This is a genomic window from Flavobacterium sp. GW821-FHT11G01 (assembly GCF_058808175.1).
In genome coordinates this window covers 213,858-234,002 of sequence record NZ_JBXARK010000009.1, presented here as the reverse complement: position 1 = coordinate 234,002, position 20,145 = coordinate 213,858, and the positions used below count along the sequence as shown (strand labels likewise).

Below are 20,145 nucleotides of genomic sequence, written 5' to 3'. Positions count from 1 at the left end.
CTTTAGTGCATTTATGTTGTAATTTCGAAATAAAACATTAAAAATAACAGCTAGTATTGCGAAATTGTCAAAAAACAATGTAAAGATTTAAGAGTTTTAGTTAAGGTATTACTACAGATTTAACTTAAATTTGTAACATAACCTTAAATCTTAAATTTATGAAGAACTACTACGCTCTATTTTTATTGTTGTTTTTTGTGTCTGTAAATTACGCACAACAAAGTCAAACTTTAATTGTTGACAAAGCCTGGGTAAATGATTCAGAAGAATGGTCAGATTTTAAATACGCAGGACAAATTGTTTTTTCAACTAATCCATCAGCTGAAGAAGGAAGTTTAAGAATTGGCAATTATGATTTTCTATATGACATCTGCGACGGAAAAGCAAAATTTTCGAACAAGGCTACATATAGTGCTGCAGAATTTTCTCATCCAAGAAAAATATCTGTTACAACTGATAAACAAGGAGTCGTAAACTCAACGTATGAGGGGACTTTAATTTTTCAATCAGATAAAGGAGATTATTACTCCGTTATTGCAATAGTTACAATATTAGCGAAAGATGACAATACACTTGGCTTAAAAATGCATCTTAAAGAAGAAAACAAAAAGGAGTATGCATTTAGCCTAAAACCAACTAGTTAAACATAAATAAGGATTTTTTCACGTTATAAAATCCTGACCCATAAAATTCCAATTAATTAAAATGGATGTATTAATAAAGATTAAGGATCGAGAAGGAGTTATACACGAGTTACAGGCTCCAACTGATATGGCAATGAATATAATGGAGTTATGCAAGGCATACGAACTTCCTGTTGAAGGAACTTGTGGCGGAATGGCCATGTGTGCTTCCTGCCAGTGTTATGTTCTAAATGATATTGCATTACCAGAAATGGGAGATGAAGAAGAAGCCATGTTGTCGGAAGCATTTTATGTTAAATCTAATAGTCGTTTAGGCTGTCAGATTCCAATTACTACAGAATTAGAAGGACTGGAATTAGAACTTGCTCCTGAATATTAAGATATAAAAAAGCGAGAATCAATAGTTCTCGCTTTTTTTATGTAAGATGTGAAATGTAAAAAGTGAAATACCATATGTTTCACTTATATCTTTTTACATTTTACAAAATTCACAAAAAAACCGTAATTACATTGCTGCAATTACGGTTTTTCCTTTATAACAATTTTATTTAATCTCTAATTAAACCAAACCTGCCTGAATTAAATATTCAGCAATCTGGATTGTGTTTGTAGCAGCACCTTTTCTTAAGTTATCTGCAACAATCCACATATTTAATGTATTTGGCTGGCTTTCGTCACGACGAATTCTCCCCACAAAAACATCATTTTTACCTTCAGCATATAATGGCATTGGATATGTAAAGGTATCTAAATTATCTTGCACTACAACTCCATCAGTATTATGCAAAATTTCGCGAACTTCATTTACGTCAAAATCATTCGTAAACTCAACATTTACTGCTTCACTGTGTCCTCCAACAACAGGAACACGAACTGCAGTAGCCGTTACTCTGATGGTGTTGTCGCCAAGGATTTTTTGAGTTTCACGAACTAATTTCATTTCTTCTTTAGTGTACCCGTTTTCTTCGAAACTATCGCAATGTGGAATCGCATTCCTGTGAATTGGGTATTTGTATGCCATATCACCCTGAATTCCTGCATATTCGTTTTCTAATTGTTTTACCGCTTTTACACCAGTTCCGGTGATCGATTGATAAGTAGAAACAATAACCCTTCTGATATTGTATTTTTTATGCAAAGGAGCCAAAGCCAATACCATTTGAATAGTAGAGCAGTTTGGGTTTGCAATAATTTTATCTTCTCTTGTTAAGGTATCAGCATTAATTTCTGGCACTACCAATTTTTTAGTAGGATCCATTCTCCACGCAGAAGAATTATCAATAACTGTTGTTCCGGCTGCAGCAAATTTTGGAGCCCATTCTAATGAAGTATCACCTCCGGCAGAGAAAACCGCAATATCAGCTTTCATATCAACTGCTGTTTGCATTCCTACAACCTTATATTTTGTTCCTTTATATTCAATTTCTTTTCCTACTGATCTTTCAGATGCAACAGGAATTAATTCTGTAACAGGAAAATTTCTTTCCGCTAAAACTTTAAGCATTACTTCGCCAACCATACCAGTGGCACCTACAACCGCTATTCTCATTTTTATATTTTTAGTATGAATTAAATCTAAATTATAATGCAAAAGTATACATAATAAAAGTCTAAACAAGACGCTTCACAAAAAATAACAAAATGTTATAAATTAAACAAACACAAAAAAACCGCCCCAATTAAGGAACGGTTAAATTAGACTTAGTGTAGCGGTATAGTATATTATTGTTTATTTTTTAATAGATCTCTAATTTGAATAAGTAATTCTTCCTGAGTTGGTCCTGCAGGTGGCGCAACAACTTCATCTTTCTTCTTCACTTTGTTTATTCCTTTAATAATTAAAAACAATACAAAAGCAACAATTATAAAGTTAATTACAGCCGAAATAAACAGACCATATTTTACTCCACCAAAAGCGGTTAACTCTTCGATAGTAGATAAATGAGCCGCATCTAATGCCGGTTTTAATATCAGTGGCGTAATTACATTTTCAATTAATGAGCTTACAATTTTGCCAAAAGCAGCTCCAATAATGACACCGACAGCCAAATCGACCACGTTGCCTTTCATTGCAAATTCCTTAAATTCCGAAAGTACACTCATAATTGTTTCTTTAAATTTATAATTAAGTATATCGAAAATACGTAATTTTCTTTATAATTCCAGCAAATTATCTAAAAAATACCCTTTTTACACGTTGTGAAATACTAGTTAAAATTTCATACGGAATCGTTTTTAAAGCCTCTGCCATTTCAATCACCGTTGGGTTTTCGCCAAAAATAATAACCGAATCTCCTTCTTTACAATCAATTTCGCTTACATCAACCATAAGCATATCCATACAAATGCTTCCTACAATAAATGCCTTTTGATTTTTTATCGTAACATAACCAATTTGATTTCCCCACAGTCTTGAAATTCCATCAGCATAACCAATTGGAATCGTAGCAATTTTAGTTGTTTTTTCAGCCATAAAACGACGGCCATAACCAACACTGTCGCCCATGGGAATCGTTCTAACCTGAGAAATAATAGATTTTAAAGTGCTTACGTTTTCTAAATATTTTTGTTCCGATGGATCGTTGGAAACACCGTACAAACCTATTCCCAATCGTACCATATTATATTGTGCGTCTGGAAAATTACTAATTCCGGATGTATTCAGAATATGACGAATTGGATTAATATTTAGTTCTGAAATTAATTTCGATGATAATTTTTCGAATAAATTAATTTGCGAAATGACAAAATCATAATGTTTCATTTCATCACTTGTTGCTAAATGCGACAAAACACTTTTTACTTTTACACTTGTATTTCCTTTTAAAGTTTCAATCAATTCATCGAGTGTGTTTTCTTCAAAACCCAATCGATGCATTCCTGTATCCAATTTTATATGAATAGGGAAATCCTTCAGATTCTTTTCTCTGGCAATTTTCAAAAATGCATTTAATCCTTTTATACTATAAATTTCAGGTTCTAACTGATATTGAATAATCGAAGGAAAACTGGTCGATTCCGGATTCAGAACCATAATTGGCAATTTAATTCCGCCATTTTTCAATGAAATTCCTTCATCGGCGAAAGCCACACCTAAATAATCTACTTTATGATGTTCCAGTAATTTTGCAATTTCCAAACCTCCGTTTCCATATCCGAAAGCTTTTACCATAACCATGATTTTTACATCCGGATTTAATTTGGCTTTAAAGAAATTCAGATTATGACTAATGGAATCCAGGTTAATTTCAAGAACCGTTTCATGCGTTTTTTCTTCCAGTAATGAAACTATTTCTTCAAATTGAAATGACCTTGCTCCTTTAATCAAAATCGTCTCATTATTGAAATTTAAACTTTCGAACTTCGAGATAAATTCGGCTGTATTTTCAAATGTAATTATATTTGAAAATTTGTTTTTAAAAGAGGTAATCGTCTTTCCAATTCCAATTACTCTGTTGACTTTATTATCAGCAATAAGTTGTGCTACTTTTGAGTATAACTCTTCATTTGAAAATCCGCTTTGGAAAATATCAGACAAAATAACGGTTTTTGTTGCGTTCTTTTTTTGCTGGCTTTCCAGAAAATCCAAAGCAATTTTTAGCGACTGAAAATCGGAACTGTAGCTATCATCAATTATACTGCAATTATTGATTCCGTTCTTTACTTCCAAACGCATTTCAACCGGATACAGCATTTTCATGCGTCCCTGAATGGTTTCAAAATCATAATTAAAATAAAGCAAAACCAGCAAACATGAAATCGTATTTTCTACTGAAGCCGAATCACTAAATGGAATTTCTAAATCGAAAAATTCGTTTTGATATTGATATTGAATAGTCGTTTTTTCATTTCTATTTTCCTTTTCCAGAATAAACACATCAGCCTTATTATCTGTAAAGCTCCAGGAAAAAAGGACTCTGTCTTTTATTGGATATTCTTCACAAAACACCTTTAAACATTGATCAACAAGTTCATTTTTTTGATAAATAATAACTTTTGATTTTTTGAAAAGCAATAATTTCTCTTTGATTTTCTGCTCTAACTTTTCAAAACCCTCATCGTGTGCAGGACCAATATTCGTTAAAACACCAATAGTTGGTTTTATGATATTTTCGAGTTTACTCATCTCGTTAACCGTCGAAATTCCTGCTTCGAAAATACCTAAATTATGTTTTTCATTAATGGCAATTACAGAAAGCGGAACGCCAACCTGAGAATTGTAGCTTTTAGGGCTTCTGATAACATTATAATCGGGACTTAATAAAAAATTAAGCCATTCTTTTACAATCGTTTTTCCGTTGCTTCCGGTTATTCCGAGTATAGGAAAATCGAAAAGATCACGGTAATAACTTGCAAATTGCTGTAAAGCTTTGAGTGTATTTTTTACTACCAAAAAATTAGCTTTCCCCTCGCTATTTTTCGGAATGTGATGCACCACAAAATTCTGAACTCCCTTTTCTATCAACTCCGAAATATATAAATGAGCATCATTATTAGCGCCTGATAAAGCAAAAAATAATGTTTTTGATCCGTTTTGTAACGAACGGCTATCGATAGAAATATGATCAACAAAAATATCAGTATCAGGACCAATCCATTTGGCGTCAAGAACCGAAATAAGGTTTTTTAAATTTATGCTCATTTAGAAAGTTTCTTTTGTCAAATTTAGAAAAAGGTTTGCCACGAATTTCACAAATTTTCACTAATATTTGGCTCAAATAATTAGCCGTAGATTAACAGATTTAATTTTATTTGCTTTTAATCTGCCAGAAAAATTTTAAATATAATTTGTGAAAATTTGTGTATTTCGTGGCAAAAAACATCATTATATTTGTTGACGACCTCAATTTATAGCATTTTGAAACGAATCCTGCCGATATTCTCGTATATTTTACATCCGATTTTTATTTCGATGTATGCTACGTTATTTTATCTTTTTGCCAAAGGAGATATTTTTACCAATCAGGAAAAATATTATGTGTTGTTCCAGATTCTGATCATTACTTTTTTAGTTCCGATCTTATTTTTCTTGTTGCTTCGCTCGACAGGACACGTCGATTCTATAATGGTTGCAGAAACATCGCAACGCAAAATTCCACTCATTTTACAGTGTTTTTTATATATCCTTTTGGTAAAAAGAAGTATTATAATTACACGTTATCCCGAACTTCATTTCTTTTTTCTCGGCGCTTTATTCAGTACCATTTTAGCTTTAATATGTTCTCTTTTTAAAATAAAGGCAAGTTTGCATATGATGGCAATCAGCGGTTTGACCATTTTTGTAATTGGTTTAAACATTCATTTACAAATGCAAAATCCGTATTGGGGTGCTTTTTTAATTTTAATGACCGGGGTTGTGGCTTCTTCCCGATTAGAAATGGAAGCTCATACGCCTAAAGAATTAATGATCGGTTTATTACTGGGCGTTTTACCGCAGTTATTGTTTTTATATTTGTGGTTATAGGATATAAAAAACCAGTCCCAGATTTAATGTTCTCATATTGACACTTTCACCATCTAATGTCTTAACATTAGATTTATATAACGGATTTAAGCCATAATAAGCATAAATATTCCAGGTATTATATCCTGCAGAAATGTAAGCTCCATATTGAAAATCATTTAAATCCGGATTATTCTTAATTTTATAAGTGGTCTCTCCGTCTTTCAAAACAGATTTAGTTGCAAAAACATAGCTAAATTTCAAACCTGTATAAATTCTCCAAAATTTAGTGCTTTCATAAGTCGAATTTCTCCATCTGAATTCTATTGGTAAATCAACGGAATATTGTCTAAATCTATTCGCAACAAACTCTCCGTAATCATTTACCCCATATACTAATGAGCCGTCAGCACCTTTTGAAACCGTCAAATTTTGATAATAATTTTGATAACTTAATCCTAAACCGGGTGCTATGGCAAAAGTTCTTTTTTTATTGATAGGAAAGTCACGCAGAAAACCTCCCGAAAGTCCGGCAGAAAATTTATCTTGTTTTAAACCCGGAGGTCCCTGAACCAACATATTATACGTTACCGTAAAATAAAACTGATCTTCGCGATATAAGGAATCAATTTTAATCACTGGTTTTATTTCAGGTTTCACTTCTTCCTGTGAAAAAGCATTGAAAAACGAAACTAAAAACAAACAACTTAAAAGGAATCGCATATCGTATTTTGGTTTTAAAGTGGTTCTCAAATAAACGTTTTTTAAAGTAGATTTATTTTACACAAATATAATATAATGCCAGTTCAGGATACCATTTGAAAGTTATTATTCTGTTTTTCACGACGAATAAAACTATTTGTTGCACTTTTTTCAACAAATTAGCAACAGAATCTAGAAAATGAGTCAATTTTTCATTGCTGTTTTATACCTTTGTCCTGCATGAAAAAAAAGCAGCTCATATTAAGTGTTTCTTTCGCGCTGACAATATTGTTCTCAATATTGTTTCAGTCGATACACAGTTATGAGCATATTGTAAAGCAACTTTCAGAAAAACAATGTCATCACGATTATAGTGATCCAAGTGGCGAAATAACGCATCAGCATCATAATTATGATTTGTGTTACGTTTGTCATTTTGCTTTTGGAAGTTATATTCTTCCTGAAGATTTTGCTTTTCAATTTCGTACTTTTCACAAAGAAATCCCTTATTTCTTTACTGTTTCTGAGAATGTTTTTTCGTTTTCCCGAAGCGCTTATTTATTGCGCGGACCACCAGCATCTATAGTTTCTTAGATTTCGAAATACTCGAAATAAAACCAAATTCTTAATTATAAAATTCCGAATAAAAATAAATTTTCCATCTTGAAACTTATCAGGATTGGCAAGTTTACTTTGATTGCTGTTTTTATTCTAAAGAAAAAAATCAATTAAACTATAGCATCATTTTCAAATGAAAAAAATCATACTAGCCCTTATTTTAGGGTTTTCGGGCATACTTTCTGCTCAAAATACTGTTACCGGAACTGTTACCGATCTTCAGAATCAGCCTTTGCCGGGCGTATCCGTTTATGCACCTGAATTACATAAAGGAACAACAACTGACGCAAACGGAAAATACGAATTTACTAATCTTCCAAACGGAAGTTTTAGAGTCGCTTTTACTTTTGTTGGTTTTACCACCCAAAATAAAACTATCGCTAAATTATTAAAAGAAAACACCTTAGATATAACACTTTCAGAATCTGTTTTTGAAATGGATGAAGTCGTGGTTTCAACTCCTTTCAACAAATTGCAATCGCAAAACGTTATGAAAGTCGAACACGAAAGCATCAAAACTTTACAGCAAAAAGGAACCTCAACTTTGATTGAAGGTTTGGCAACAATTCCCGGAGTTTCTCAAATTTCGACAGGAACTTCTATCGGAAAACCTGTTATTCGAGGTTTGAGTGGTAATCGTGTTTTGGTTTATTCTCAAGGCGTACGTATCGAAAATCAACAGTTTGGAGACGAACATGGTTTAGGTTTAAACGATGCGGGAATCGAAAGTGTAGAAGTGATCAAAGGACCTGCTTCTTTATTATATGGTTCTGACGCTTTAGGTGGAGTTTTGTATTTTAATCCTGAAAAATTTGCCGATGCGAATACTTTCAAAGCTAATTTCAGTCAAAAATATTTCACCAATACACAAGGAAGTAATTCATCAATTGGATTAAAAACATCAACCGAGAATTGGAAATTTTTGGCTCGCGGAAGTTTCAACACCCATTCTGACTATAAAATTGCTGATGGCGACCGTGTAACCAATTCACGTTATAACGAAACCGATTTTAAAACCGGAATTGGATACAGCAATTCAAGCTTTTCAAGTGTTTTGAGATACAACTACAACAAATTGGATCTTGGAATTCCGGAGGATGGAATTGCAGAACAATCTTCGAGTAAGAATACAATGTTCCCAAGACAAGGAATTTTTAATCATTTGTTGAGTTTAAACAATGTGATCTTTTTTGAAAACTCAAAATTAGATGTTGATTTGGGGTATATCGCCAATGACAGAAGTGAATTTGAAGACAGCAATGACGCTTCTTTAAGAATGAAATTGAACACTTTCAATTATAATGCAAAATATCATTTTCCAAAAATGGGCAAAATCGAAACCATTTTAGGTGTTCAGGGAATGCATCAAACGAATACTAATTTTGGTGAAGAATATTTGATTCCGAATGCTACTACAAACGATTTTGGTGTTTTTGGAACAGCTAATTACGAATGGAACAACAGTGTTTTACAAGCAGGATTACGTTTTGACAATCGAAATATAACTTCTGAAGAACACGGAATTGCAGGTGAAGAAGGTTATTTTCAAGCTTTAGACAAATCATTCGACAGTTTTAATGCTTCTTTGGGGTATAAAACCAAATTGGCAGAACCTTTAACGCTTCGATTGAATGTTGCAACAGGATTTAGAGCGCCAAATTTAGCCGAATTAACTTCAAACGGTGTTCATGAAGGAACTAATCGTTATGAAATTGGAAATTCAAATTTAAAAACAGAGCAAAACGTTCAGACCGATTTAAACTTAGAATACAAAAATTCGCATTTTGAATTCTTCGTAAACGGATTTTACAATCATGTAAACAATTATATTTATACTTCGCCAACCGGAGACGTTATTGATGACAATGACGTTTTTGCCTATGTACAGGATAATGCACAATTGTTTGGTGGTGAAGCCGGATTACACTTTCATCCACATCCGTTAGACTGGTTGCATTTTGAAACGAGTTTTGAAACCGTAACTGGTAAAAAAGACAACAAAGATTATTTGCCTTTAATTCCAGCCAATAATTGGAATAATACGATTAGAACCGAATTCAAAATTAAAGATTGGTTTCAGGAAGGTTTCGCAACTTTAAACGTTTCATCGACTTTTAAACAAGACAATGTAAGCGGTTTCGAAACAGCTTCAAAAGGTTATACTTTAGTAAATTTAGGTTTTGGAGGAACAGTAAAATTAGGAAAAACTGCTTTTGATGTAAACCTGAACGGAAACAATTTATTTGATAAGGAATATATCGCACACCTTTCAAGATTAAAAACAGATGGTATTCCGAATATTGGAAGGAATATTGTTTTAGGAGTTAATTTCAATCTATAACTTTTTAAATTTAACCACAGAGAACGCTAAGATTTTATTTAAAAACTATCTTTAGAAAAACACAGATTCCACAAAGCTTTGTGTCAATTTTTAACTTTGTGAACTCTGTATTTTTTATAGACTTTATATATTAAAAAATCTTTGTGCTCTCTGTGGTTAAAACTTTTATCCATCTCACAAAAAACGCTATTTTTGTTACAACCGTTAAACTTAAACAATGAAAAAAACATTTCTTATAATGGCAATTACAACTGCAGGAATTTCATTTGGACAAAACAAAATTCAATACCCGGAAACTAAAAAAGGCGAAACTGTCGATGTGTATTTCGATAATAAAGTAAGCGATCCATATCGTTGGCTTGAAGACGACAAATCTGCTGAAACCGGAGCCTGGGTACAAGCTGAAAATAAAGTTACTTATGGCTATTTGGATAAAATTCCGTTTCGTGATGAATTGAAAAAACGAATGGAAAAACTTTGGAATTACGAAAAAATAAGCGCCCCTTCTACAGAAGGAAAATATACTTATTATTCTAAAAATAACGGTCTTCAGAATCAATCAGTTATTTACAGAAAAGGTTCTGATGGAAAAGAAGAAGTTTTCTTAGATCCGAATACATTTTCTAAAGACGGAACAACTTCACTTGGCGGATTAGATTTTTCTAAAGATGGATCAAAAGCCGCTTATGCCATTTCTGAGGGCGGAAGCGACTGGAGAAAAGTGATTATTATTGATGCTATTTCTAAGAAAGTTTTAGAAGATACTTTGGTTGATGTAAAATTCAGCGGAATCTCATGGCACGATAATGATGGTTTTTATTATTCTAGTTATGACAAACCAAAAGGAAGCGAATTATCGGCTAAAACGGACCAGCATAAATTGTATTTCCATAAATTGGGAACTTCTCAAAAAGAGGATAAACTTATTTTTGGAGCAGATCAAAAAAGAAGATATGTTGGTGGTTATGTTACCGAAGATGATCGTTATTTAGTGATTTCAGCATCAAATTCCACTTACGGAAACGAGCTTTATATTAAAGATTTAACTGTTGCAAACAGTCCAATTGTAACTATTGTAGACAACTTTAACAGCGATAACTCGATTATCGAAAATGAAGGAAGCAAATTGTTTATCGAAACCGATTTAAATGCTCCCAACAAACGTGTTGTAACAGTAGATGTGAGCAATCCGAAACCAGAAAACTGGAAAGATTTTATTAAAGAAACACAAAATATTTTATCGCCTTCAACGGGTGGTGGGTATTTTTTTGCCAATTATACTAAAGATGCCGTTTCCTTTGTACAACAATATGATTATAACGGAAAATTAGTTCGTGAAATCAAACTTCCGGCAGTTGGAACAGCTGGCGGATTTGGTGGAAAAAAACACGAAAAAACTTTATACTACACTTTTACCAATTATACAACACCAAGCAGTATTTACTCATTTGAACCAAAATCGGGCAAATCTGAAATTTATCAAAAACCTAAAGTAGATTTCAAAAGTGAAGATTACGAATCGAAACAAGTTTTCTACACTTCAAAAGACGGAACTAAAATCCCGATGATTATTACCTATAAAAAAGGATTAAAATTAAACGGTAAAAACCCAACAATCCTTTATGGTTACGGCGGATTCAACATTAGTCTGACACCCGCTTTCAGTATTGCAAATGCAGTTTGGATGGAAAATGGAGGCGTTTATGCCGTTGCCAATTTAAGAGGTGGTGGTGAATACGGAAAAAAATGGCATGATGCAGGAACTAAATTGCAAAAGCAAAATGTATTTGACGATTTTATTGCTGCCGGAGAATATTTAATCGCGCAAAAATATACTTCATCAGATTTCTTAGCCATTCGCGGGGGTTCTAACGGAGGTTTATTAGTTGGAGCAACCATGACACAACGCCCGGATTTAATGAAAGTAGCATTGCCAGCGGTTGGTGTTATGGACATGTTGCGTTACCATACCTTTACTGCCGGTGCAGGATGGGCTTATGATTATGGAACTGCTCAGGACAACAAAGAAATGTTTGAATATTTAAAAGGATATTCTCCTGTTCAAAATGTAAAAGCAGGAATTAAATATCCGGCGACAATGGTAACAACTGGAGATCACGACGACCGTGTTGTTCCGGCACACAGTTTTAAATTTGCTGCTGAATTGCAAGACAAACAAGCGGGAGAAAATCCGGTTTTAATTCGTATTGACGTAAAAGCAGGTCACGGAGCAGGAAAATCTGTTGCAGCCTCTATTCAGGAAAACGTAGATGTTCAGGCATTCACGCTTTATAATATGGGTTTTAAAGGTTTGCCTTCAAAGTAAGACTTTAAACTGATTTTTTTAGCCACGAATTCACGAATTAATTTTGTGAATATCGTGGCTTTTTATTTTATTTTAAATTACACGAATTTTCTTGAATACCTAGCTGATTTCCTATGCCACTTATTAAAATATTAGATGGATTAAAAAAGTGCATAAAATAAATTAGTGAAATTCACTACAACATTTTTAAACTCACAGGTTAAATTAATTCGTGAATTCGTGGCTAATTTTCTCTTAAATTTGAAAAACTTAAAACTTAAACCATGAAAATCATAAAATGGGGAATTATAGGCTGCGGAAATGTAACAGAAGTTAAAAGTGGTCCTGCCTTTCAAAAAACTCCAAATTCAGCGTTAGTTGCTGTAATGCGAAGAGATGCTAAACTTGCCGAAGATTACGCCAAACGTCATAATGTTCCAAAATGGTATTCGAATGCGATTGATTTAATCAATGATCCTGAAGTTGATGCTGTCTATATTGCCACTCCTCCATCTTCTCATAAAGAATATACTATTTTGTGTGCCAAAGCAGGAAAACCTGTTTATGTAGAAAAACCAATGGCACTTACATTTGAAGAATGCAACGAAATGATTAGTGTTTGTAAAGAACATAATGTTCCTTTGTTTGTAGCATATTATAGAAGAAGTTTACCAAGATTCTTAAAAATAAAAGAACTAATTGACCAGAATAAAATTGGAACTGTAAGACATGTAAATTGTCTTTTATATCATCCGTTTGAAGAACGTTATGATGACGAAATTAATTTACCCTGGACCGTTTTGCCACATATTTCAGGCGGTGGAATATTTGTCGATTTAGCCTGTCATACTTTAGATTTTCTTGATTTTGTTTTAGGACCGATCAAATCTGTTCGTGGCCATGCAAGTTCACAGCTTAAAGCATATCCTGCTGAAGATTCGGTTTCGATGTCCTTTTTATTCGAAAACGGAATTCACGGAACAGGTTTATGGAATTTCGCTAGTTTCGAGCGCTATGACAACACTGAAATTGTGGGCGATAAAGGAAAAATATCTTTCTCTACTTTTGGAAATGATCCTATTCATGTTCAATATATAAATGGAGAAAAAGAAAGTATTACAATCGAAAATCCGTTGCATATTCAACAACCATTAATTGAAACTGTAGTTGCAGAACTTTTAGGTAATGCTGGTGTAAATCCGTCAAAAGGAACTTCTGCCGCAAGAACAACTTGGGTTATTGATGAAGTTTTGAAAGAGTTTAGGAATTCATAATTCAATTTATCTTTGAATAAAAAAAAGCTTTGCCAATTGTACAGCAAAGCTTTTTTTTATTCTTTAAATCGTATTTTATCTACGCCATTTTCCTCCACCAACGTAAAAGCCAATAGTTAATCCAAAATAGCTGTTTTTTTCTTTTCCAATAATATTTCCGTAATAATCCTGCAAATCTGTTTTCGGAACAAAATTATACTCTGCAGTCAATCTAAATTTCCTCCACTCAAAACCGGTACGAAGCATTGCTCCAAAAACGGCGTTCCCCTTTGTGTTATAAGAATTTCCAGCATCAAGCTGATCGGCAGTGTAGAATACATTTGTAACATTGTAAATTCCTAAACCTCCTCCAACAAAAGGTGCGAATGAAGTACGTTCTTCTTTATTCATAGAATAGTAATAATCCGATGTTGCTAAAACAGAAGTACTCCACATTTCTATAGTATTATATCTATCTCTTTGTGCATCGATATAATATAAATTTTTAAACATTCCGGCTCTCTGAAGGCGAAGTCCAAGATTTAAATCATCTTTTAAATTAAATTTAGGCTCCAGACTAAATCCACCGCCGCCGCCTTTTCCTGATCCTAAAATTATACCACCGTCTAAGCCAACTCTAAACTTTCCTTTTTCCTGACCGTGAACAAAATTTAGTACACTTAAAAAAAGGACAACAAAAGTAATTTTCTTCATTAAAATATGTGTTAGTTATTGGCGACGAATCTATAATTTATAAAATATATTTCATTACGGAAAGACGTAAAAAAAGAGGATATTCAAATTGAATATCCTCTTTTTATTTAAACTATAAATACCTTTAGAATTATAGGCTATATTTAAGACCTACAGTTAATCCTAAACCTGAAATTCCAACGTAAGAACTAATATCGTCAGTAGCTTTAGTATTGTCAAAACCAGCTGCATTAGTTACTGTACTATTTGAAGTATTATCAATTTTTTCATGATAATTAGTATGATTAGCAGAATATGAAGCTGCTCTAAATGAAGTTGTAGTATTTAATTTATCTACACCATTTTCAGTATATACTTCAGTTTCTTTAGTTTTTCCGTGTACAGTAAAGTTACGGTATTCTAGTTCAGCAAAAGCTGAAATATGTTTTCCTAATTTATAAGAAGTTCCGAAAGCTGCTACGAAACCAATTGTTGGGTTTGGTTTTACAACATCTTTAGAATAAGCTTCAGTAGTAGCTACTTTATTAGCTCCAACAAAAGTCGAATAAGTTCTGTTTGTTTCAATATCTAATGTACCGTGAATTGGAACAATAACTCCAACCTTAGTGTATGGTTCAAAACCGTGAGCTTCACCTAAAAACATTACGATTGCAGGTGCGATATCAAAAGCTTTAATTTTTCCTTCAGCTGTAAAATCTACATAAGTAGCTGCCGGACTAGTAGCTGGATTATATGAAATAAGTCTATTTGTAGTTTGCGCCATTGTTTTAGTATTACTAGTGTAATAATTTGCTGCAACCTCAAGTCCTAAACGCGTAGAAAAACGGTAACCCGCAGTGATTCCACTTCTGAATCCTTGTCCAAAAGAACCTGTAACACCTTCTCTTGAAACTAATTTATTATTAGCTAAAGTTCCTTCATAAACATCTCTGTTTGGTAATTGACCTCCAACAACTGGAAATTCGGTTGAAGCAGTTTGATTAAAATAAGATCCTCCTAATTTAAAATACCAAGATTCTGGTTTATCTGCTTTTTCTGTTTGCGCCATTGTGGCCATAGAGCAAACTAATAATCCTAATAAAAATAGGTTCTTTTTCATAATTCTGTTTTAATTAATTTATGCAAACTTAAAATATTTTAACATATCCTTTGAGTTCGCAAAGTTAGACTTGGAACGAAATCGTTGTAATTTCGGGCAATATTACTAAAAAACTATTATGCATGCATATTTTTAACATAAAAATTTCGCATACTTCTAAATTTTAACTGTTAAAATTTAATTTAGCTTAAAATTTATCTGCAGCTTTTCTAATTCCTGCAGTAATTCCGTAGAAATTCTCACTTTTAATCTTCTGCTTGGCATAGTCAGTTTGGTAACTACTTTTATTTCTTCAACTTCTTTTACTTCCTGAATTTTGACTTCTTCTAATGGAGAATCTGCATCGTCATTTTCATTTTCATCCACAAAAACAGCGTCTTCAGTTTCTTCAAAATCAGTATTGGTTTCAACTTCAACCAAACGCTTTACTTTTTCTAATTCCATAATCTCAAAAGTCACGGAATTATCGCCTTTATAGGCATTGAATAAATGACTCAACGTATGAATAAAATCAGTTTGCAAGTCTTTTATATTCAATAGCAAGATCAATTTTTTAGCAAAAGCCTCCAATACATCTTGTAATTGTCGAACCTCAACAAACGTTAGTCTTGGATCAGACTTTTTACCTGTATCATGATTTACCCAGCCGTCTTTTATTAAAATTTTCAAATAAGCAAAATTATTCTGAATCAGGAAATGTCTGAACTTTAAGTATTCTTCACCAAAAATCTTAAACTCATAACTTTCATCATATCCCTCTAAATTAAATACCGCCCAACCTTTTCCGTTTTTGGCCACACGATGTTGTACGTTATTGATGATTCCGGCAAAATTTAGATTTTTCCCTACATATTCATTCATACTTTTCAGCGCTTCCAATCGGGCGTTACAAAAGTATTTCATCTCAAATCTAAAATCGTCCAAAGGATGTCCCGAAATATAAATCCCGACAACTTCTTTTTCTTTAGCCAATTTTTCCATGGTACTCCAGTCTTCGCATGGAGGCACAACGGGTTCGGCAATTTGAACTTCGCTTGTTTCACCAAATAAACTTACTTGCGATGAATTTTCATTTTCCTGAAACTTTGATCCATAACGCATTGCCTTTTCATAAAAGGTAATTCCATCACCGTCATCATGAAAATATTGTGCTCTGGTTGTTCCTTCAAAAGAATCAAATCCTCCGGCTAAAGCCAGGTTTTCAATAGCTTTTTTATTGGCTGCACGCAAATCGATGCGCTTCGCCAAATCAAAAATCGATTTATATCTTCCGTCTTTTCTATTTTCAACAATGGTTGCTACCGCTCCGGAACCAACTCCCTTAATTGCTCCCATTCCAAAACGAACAGCATAATTATCATTTACGGTAAATTTATAGTACGATTCATTTACATCCGGACCTAAAACCTCTAAGCCCATACGCTTACATTCTTCCATAAAAAACGAAACCTGTTTGATATCGTTCATATTATTAGAAAGTACCGCTGCCATATATTCTGCCGGATAATGTGCTTTTAGATAAGCTGTTTGATACGCAATCCAAGCATAACAAGTTGAGTGTGATTTGTTGAAGGCGTAACTCGCAAAAGCCTCCCAGTCTTTCCAAATTTTTTCTAAAACTTTGGCGTCATGGCCTTTTGCCGATGCTTGTTCAACAAACTTAGGCTTCATTTTGTCCAGAACATCCTTTTGTTTCTTACCCATCGCTTTACGCAAAACGTCGGCTTCACCTTTTGTAAAGTCAGCCAGCGATTGCGACAAAAGCATTACCTGCTCTTGATAAACTGTAATTCCGTAGGTTTCTCCTAAATATTCTTCACAGGCATCTAAATCGTATTTGATTTCTTCATCACCATTTTTTCTTCTAACGAAAGACGGAATATATTCTAAAGGCCCCGGACGATACAAGGCGTTCATCGCAATTAAATCTCCAAAGACCGTTGGCTTCAGGTCTTTCATGTATTTCTGCATTCCAGGCGACTCGTATTGGAAGATTCCAACCGTTTCCCCTCTTTGAAAGAGCGCATATGTTTCCGGGTCATCAATAGGGAAAACATCAGGATCCAAATCAATATTTGTTCTGTATTTTACCAGTTTAACCGTATCCTTTATTAATGTTAGAGTCTTCAGACCCAAGAAGTCCATTTTTAACAATCCGGCACTTTCTGCAACCGAGTTATCAAACTGCGTTACATATAAATCAGAATCTTTTGCTGTGGTAACCGGAACGAAATTCGTAATATCCGATGGCGTAATAATTACCCCACAGGCGTGAATTCCGGTATTTCGCATCGATCCTTCAAGGATTTTTGCCTGTTGAATTGTTTCTCCTGCCAAATCATCTTCATTGGCAATAGCGATCAATTCTTTTACATTATCAAATTCATCAGAACGAAGGGCTTTTTTAACCTCATCTTCGTGTTCAGAAATAAAACGCGCCAGATTCCACTTCGACGGCATCATTGCCGGAATCAGTTTTGCAATTCTATCGGCTTCAAATAACGGTAAATCCAATACACGCGCCGTATCACGGATTGCTGATTTGGTAGCCATTTTACCATAAGTGATAATTTGTGCCACCTGATTTTTACCGTATTTATTGATTACATAATCCATAACACGACCACGACCCTCGTCATCAAAATCGATATCAATATCGGGCATGGATACACGATCCGGATTCAGGAAACGCTCAAAAAGCAAATCGTATTTAATCGGGTCGATATTGGTAATTCCCAAACAATACGCTACCGCAGAACCTGCTGCAGATCCACGTCCCGGCCCTACCGATACATCCATATTTCTGGCTTCGGCGATGAAATCCTGAACGATCAAAAAGTAACCCGGATATCCGGAATTTGAAATCGTTAATAACTCAAAATCCAAACGTTCCTGAATCGATTCTGTAATTTCACCATATCTCTTTTTCGCACCCACCATGGTAAGATGGCGCAAATATTTATTTTCACCTCTAACCCCACCATCAGCCTCATCTTCAGCAACAACAAATTCTTCCGGAATATCAAATTTAGGAAGCAATACATCACGATAAAGTGAATAACCTTCAACCTTATCTACAATTTCCTGAATATTGATAATAGCTTCCGGTAAATCAGAAAAGAGTTTTTTCATCTCTTCTTCCGACTTATAATAGTATTCCTGATTTGGTAATCCGTAACGGTAACCACGGCCACGACCAATTGGCGTTGCCTGTTTTTCACCGTCTTTTACACACAATAAAATATCGTGCGCGTTGGCATCTTCCTTATTTAAATAATAGGTATTGTTTGTCGCAATTAATTTGACATTGTGTTTCTGAGAGAATTCAATCAGGGTTTTATTTACACGATTTTCATCTTCCTGATTGTGGCGCATGACTTCCAGATAAAAATCATCACCAAATTGTTCTTTCCACCAAATCAATGCTTCTTCGGCCTGGTTTTCGCCGATGTTTAGAATTTTACTCGGAATCTCTCCGTATAAATTCCCAGATAAAACCATAATATCTTCTTTGTATTTTTCGATGATATTTCGATCAATTCTCGGAACATAATAAAAACCTTCGGTAAAAGCGATCGACGACATTTTCGCCAAATTATGATAACCTTTTTTGTTTTTGGCTAACAATACAACCTGATTTCCGTTGTCTTTTTTGCTTTTATCTAAGTGATTATCACAGACATTAAATTCACAACCTACAATTGGTTTTATTTCGGTTTCAGTTGGTTCTTCTCCGGCTTCAACTAAAGCTTTATTTTTTCCGGATGCTGCCTTATTGTGATTCATAACGGCGCTCACAAAGTGGAAAGCTCCCATCATGTTTCCGGTATCTGTCATGGCAACGGCTGGCATTCCATTTTTGGCTGTAGCCGAAACAATATTCGCAATACCTATAGTCGATTGAAGAACCGAAAACTGCGTATGATTATGTAAATGCGCATATTTTGCCGCTTTAAAATCGGCTCTGTCAGAATGTGAAACTGTAGGTTCTTGTCCAACAGATTCTAGAGCTTTTAACTGCTCTCTGATTTTATCAGAAGCCGCTTTTAAATTGATGTGTTTTAATCCGATTAGCGGAAATTCCTGCGGATTTCTATTCTGAAATTCCTTAAAATAATCCTTCGGAACATCTAATTCTTCTTTGGTAAAAACTTCTCTTCTTATTAACTCTAAAAAACAACGTGTAGTTGCCTCAACGTCGGCAGTTGCGTTGTGCGCTTCCGCGAAAGGTTTATTAAAAAGATAGCTATGTAATTCTGTTAAGGTTGGTAGTTTGAATTTTCCTCCACGACCTCCGGGAAGTTGTAATAACGAAGCAGTAACCTCGGTACAAGTATCTAGAACGGGCATAGAACCCATTTGAGATTCAACTCCCATTCTATGGAATTCAGCTCCCATAATATTAACGTCGAAACCTAAATTCTGACCAACAATAAATTTGGTTTTGCTTAAAGCGATATTGAATTTCTCCAAAACTTCGGCCAGCGTGATTCCATCGGCTTCAGCCAATTCAGTCGAAATTCCGTGAATACGTTCAGCATCATACGGAATATTAAACCCGTCTGGTTTTACCAAATAATCCTGGTGCTCGATAAGCTGTCCCATTTCGTCATGAAGCTGCCATGCGATCTGAATACAACGCGGCCAGTTATCAGAATCTGTTATTGGCGCATCCCAGCGTTTTGGTAATCCGGTTGTTTCGGTATCGAATATTAAATACATAAGTTTAAATAGCAAAAATTAAAGCTCCAAATCCCAAAACTTTCCAATATAAACCTTTGATTATATGGAGAATAAAAAATTGTCTTATAGAAAATGGAGGAAGTTCAAATTTACGCTTTTTTTCTGCTTGATAAAATAAAGAATTATCAACAAAAAGCACTAATTACAAACTGTTGAAAACCAGTAAAAATGACAAAATTTCAATTAGTTTGATACTAAAACTTCAATTATCCATTTTGGATACTCATTACACCAAAATGAACACTTTTAAGCTGTACTGTATCCTGAACTTTGCCTTATCAAT

The 20,145-nt window shown here is 34.0% G+C and carries 14 protein-coding genes; 7 read left to right on the top strand and 7 right to left on the bottom strand.

The window, feature by feature from the left end; genetic code table 11:
• Positions 1-158 precede the first annotated feature (158 nt).
• Together AC1RRN_RS16955 and AC1RRN_RS16950 are read left to right on the top strand one after the other, a co-directional pair.
• Positions 159-644 carry a hypothetical protein gene (locus tag AC1RRN_RS16955; protein WP_492968432.1) on the top strand — a complete coding sequence of 162 codons (486 nt, stop codon included), beginning with the start codon at positions 159-161 and terminating at the stop codon, positions 642-644.
• Between the two features lie 61 nt (positions 645-705).
• Entirely contained in the window at positions 706-1,023 is a 318-nt protein-coding gene (locus AC1RRN_RS16950) for a 2Fe-2S iron-sulfur cluster-binding family protein (protein WP_099710409.1), read from the top strand.
• A 180-nt stretch (positions 1,024-1,203) separates the two neighbouring features.
• On the opposite strand, the gene AC1RRN_RS16945 is transcribed toward AC1RRN_RS16950, so the two are convergent.
• From AC1RRN_RS16945 to AC1RRN_RS16935, 3 genes are all read right to left on the bottom strand, one after another.
• Positions 1,204-2,193 (bottom strand): aspartate-semialdehyde dehydrogenase, encoded by a 990-nt coding sequence (locus AC1RRN_RS16945; RefSeq protein WP_492968431.1) that lies wholly within the window; start codon positions 2,191-2,193, stop codon positions 1,204-1,206.
• A 173-nt stretch (positions 2,194-2,366) separates the two neighbouring features.
• The gene (gene mscL / locus AC1RRN_RS16940; protein WP_492968430.1) at positions 2,367-2,747 is read right to left on the bottom strand and encodes a large conductance mechanosensitive channel protein MscL; all 381 of its coding nucleotides are present in this window, start codon (positions 2,745-2,747) and stop codon (positions 2,367-2,369) included.
• Positions 2,748-2,814: 67 nt separating this feature from the next.
• The gene (locus tag AC1RRN_RS16935; protein WP_492968429.1) at positions 2,815-5,286 is read right to left on the bottom strand and encodes a bifunctional UDP-N-acetylmuramoyl-tripeptide:D-alanyl-D-alanine ligase/alanine racemase; all 2,472 of its coding nucleotides are present in this window, start codon (positions 5,284-5,286) and stop codon (positions 2,815-2,817) included.
• Between the two features lie 216 nt (positions 5,287-5,502).
• Between AC1RRN_RS16935 and AC1RRN_RS16930 the strand changes: the two genes are divergently transcribed.
• Complete coding sequence (locus AC1RRN_RS16930; RefSeq protein ID WP_492968428.1) at positions 5,503-6,108, top strand: hypothetical protein; 606 nt, start codon at positions 5,503-5,505, stop codon at positions 6,106-6,108.
• On the opposite strand, the gene AC1RRN_RS16925 is transcribed toward AC1RRN_RS16930, so the two are convergent.
• A complete protein-coding gene (locus AC1RRN_RS16925) occupies positions 6,103-6,840 on the bottom strand; it encodes a porin family protein (RefSeq protein ID WP_492968427.1) in 738 nt (245 codons plus the stop codon). The genes AC1RRN_RS16930 and AC1RRN_RS16925 overlap by 6 nt on opposite strands.
• A gap of 189 nt (positions 6,841-7,029) precedes the next feature.
• Here AC1RRN_RS16925 and AC1RRN_RS16920 point away from each other — a divergent pair, with 189 nt between their 5' ends.
• The 4 genes from AC1RRN_RS16920 to AC1RRN_RS16905 all read left to right on the top strand — a co-directional run bounded on the left by AC1RRN_RS16920 (position 7,030) and on the right by AC1RRN_RS16905 (position 13,327).
• The gene (locus AC1RRN_RS16920) at positions 7,030-7,383 is read left to right on the top strand and encodes a hypothetical protein (protein ID WP_492968426.1); all 354 of its coding nucleotides are present in this window, start codon (positions 7,030-7,032) and stop codon (positions 7,381-7,383) included.
• Between the two features lie 157 nt (positions 7,384-7,540).
• On the top strand, positions 7,541-9,748 hold the full coding sequence (locus AC1RRN_RS16915; RefSeq protein WP_492968425.1) for a TonB-dependent receptor: 2,208 nt from the start codon (positions 7,541-7,543) through the stop codon (positions 9,746-9,748).
• Positions 9,749-9,965: 217 nt separating this feature from the next.
• Positions 9,966-12,074 carry a prolyl oligopeptidase family serine peptidase gene (locus AC1RRN_RS16910; RefSeq protein ID WP_492968424.1) on the top strand — a complete coding sequence of 703 codons (2,109 nt, stop codon included), beginning with the start codon at positions 9,966-9,968 and terminating at the stop codon, positions 12,072-12,074.
• Between the two features lie 263 nt (positions 12,075-12,337).
• Entirely contained in the window at positions 12,338-13,327 is a 990-nt protein-coding gene (locus AC1RRN_RS16905) for a Gfo/Idh/MocA family protein (protein WP_492968423.1), read from the top strand.
• A gap of 75 nt (positions 13,328-13,402) precedes the next feature.
• On the opposite strand, the gene AC1RRN_RS16900 is transcribed toward AC1RRN_RS16905, so the two are convergent.
• From AC1RRN_RS16900 to dnaE, 3 genes are all read right to left on the bottom strand, one after another.
• Positions 13,403-14,020, bottom strand: coding sequence for a hypothetical protein (locus AC1RRN_RS16900; protein ID WP_492968422.1), 618 nt, complete (start codon positions 14,018-14,020; stop codon positions 13,403-13,405).
• Between the two features lie 130 nt (positions 14,021-14,150).
• Positions 14,151-15,119 carry an outer membrane beta-barrel protein gene (locus tag AC1RRN_RS16895; RefSeq protein ID WP_492968421.1) on the bottom strand — a complete coding sequence of 323 codons (969 nt, stop codon included), beginning with the start codon at positions 15,117-15,119 and terminating at the stop codon, positions 14,151-14,153.
• Positions 15,120-15,296: 177 nt separating this feature from the next.
• Complete coding sequence (dnaE, locus tag AC1RRN_RS16890; RefSeq protein WP_492968420.1) at positions 15,297-19,841, bottom strand: DNA polymerase III subunit alpha; 4,545 nt, start codon at positions 19,839-19,841, stop codon at positions 15,297-15,299.
• Positions 19,842-20,145 lie beyond the last annotated feature (304 nt).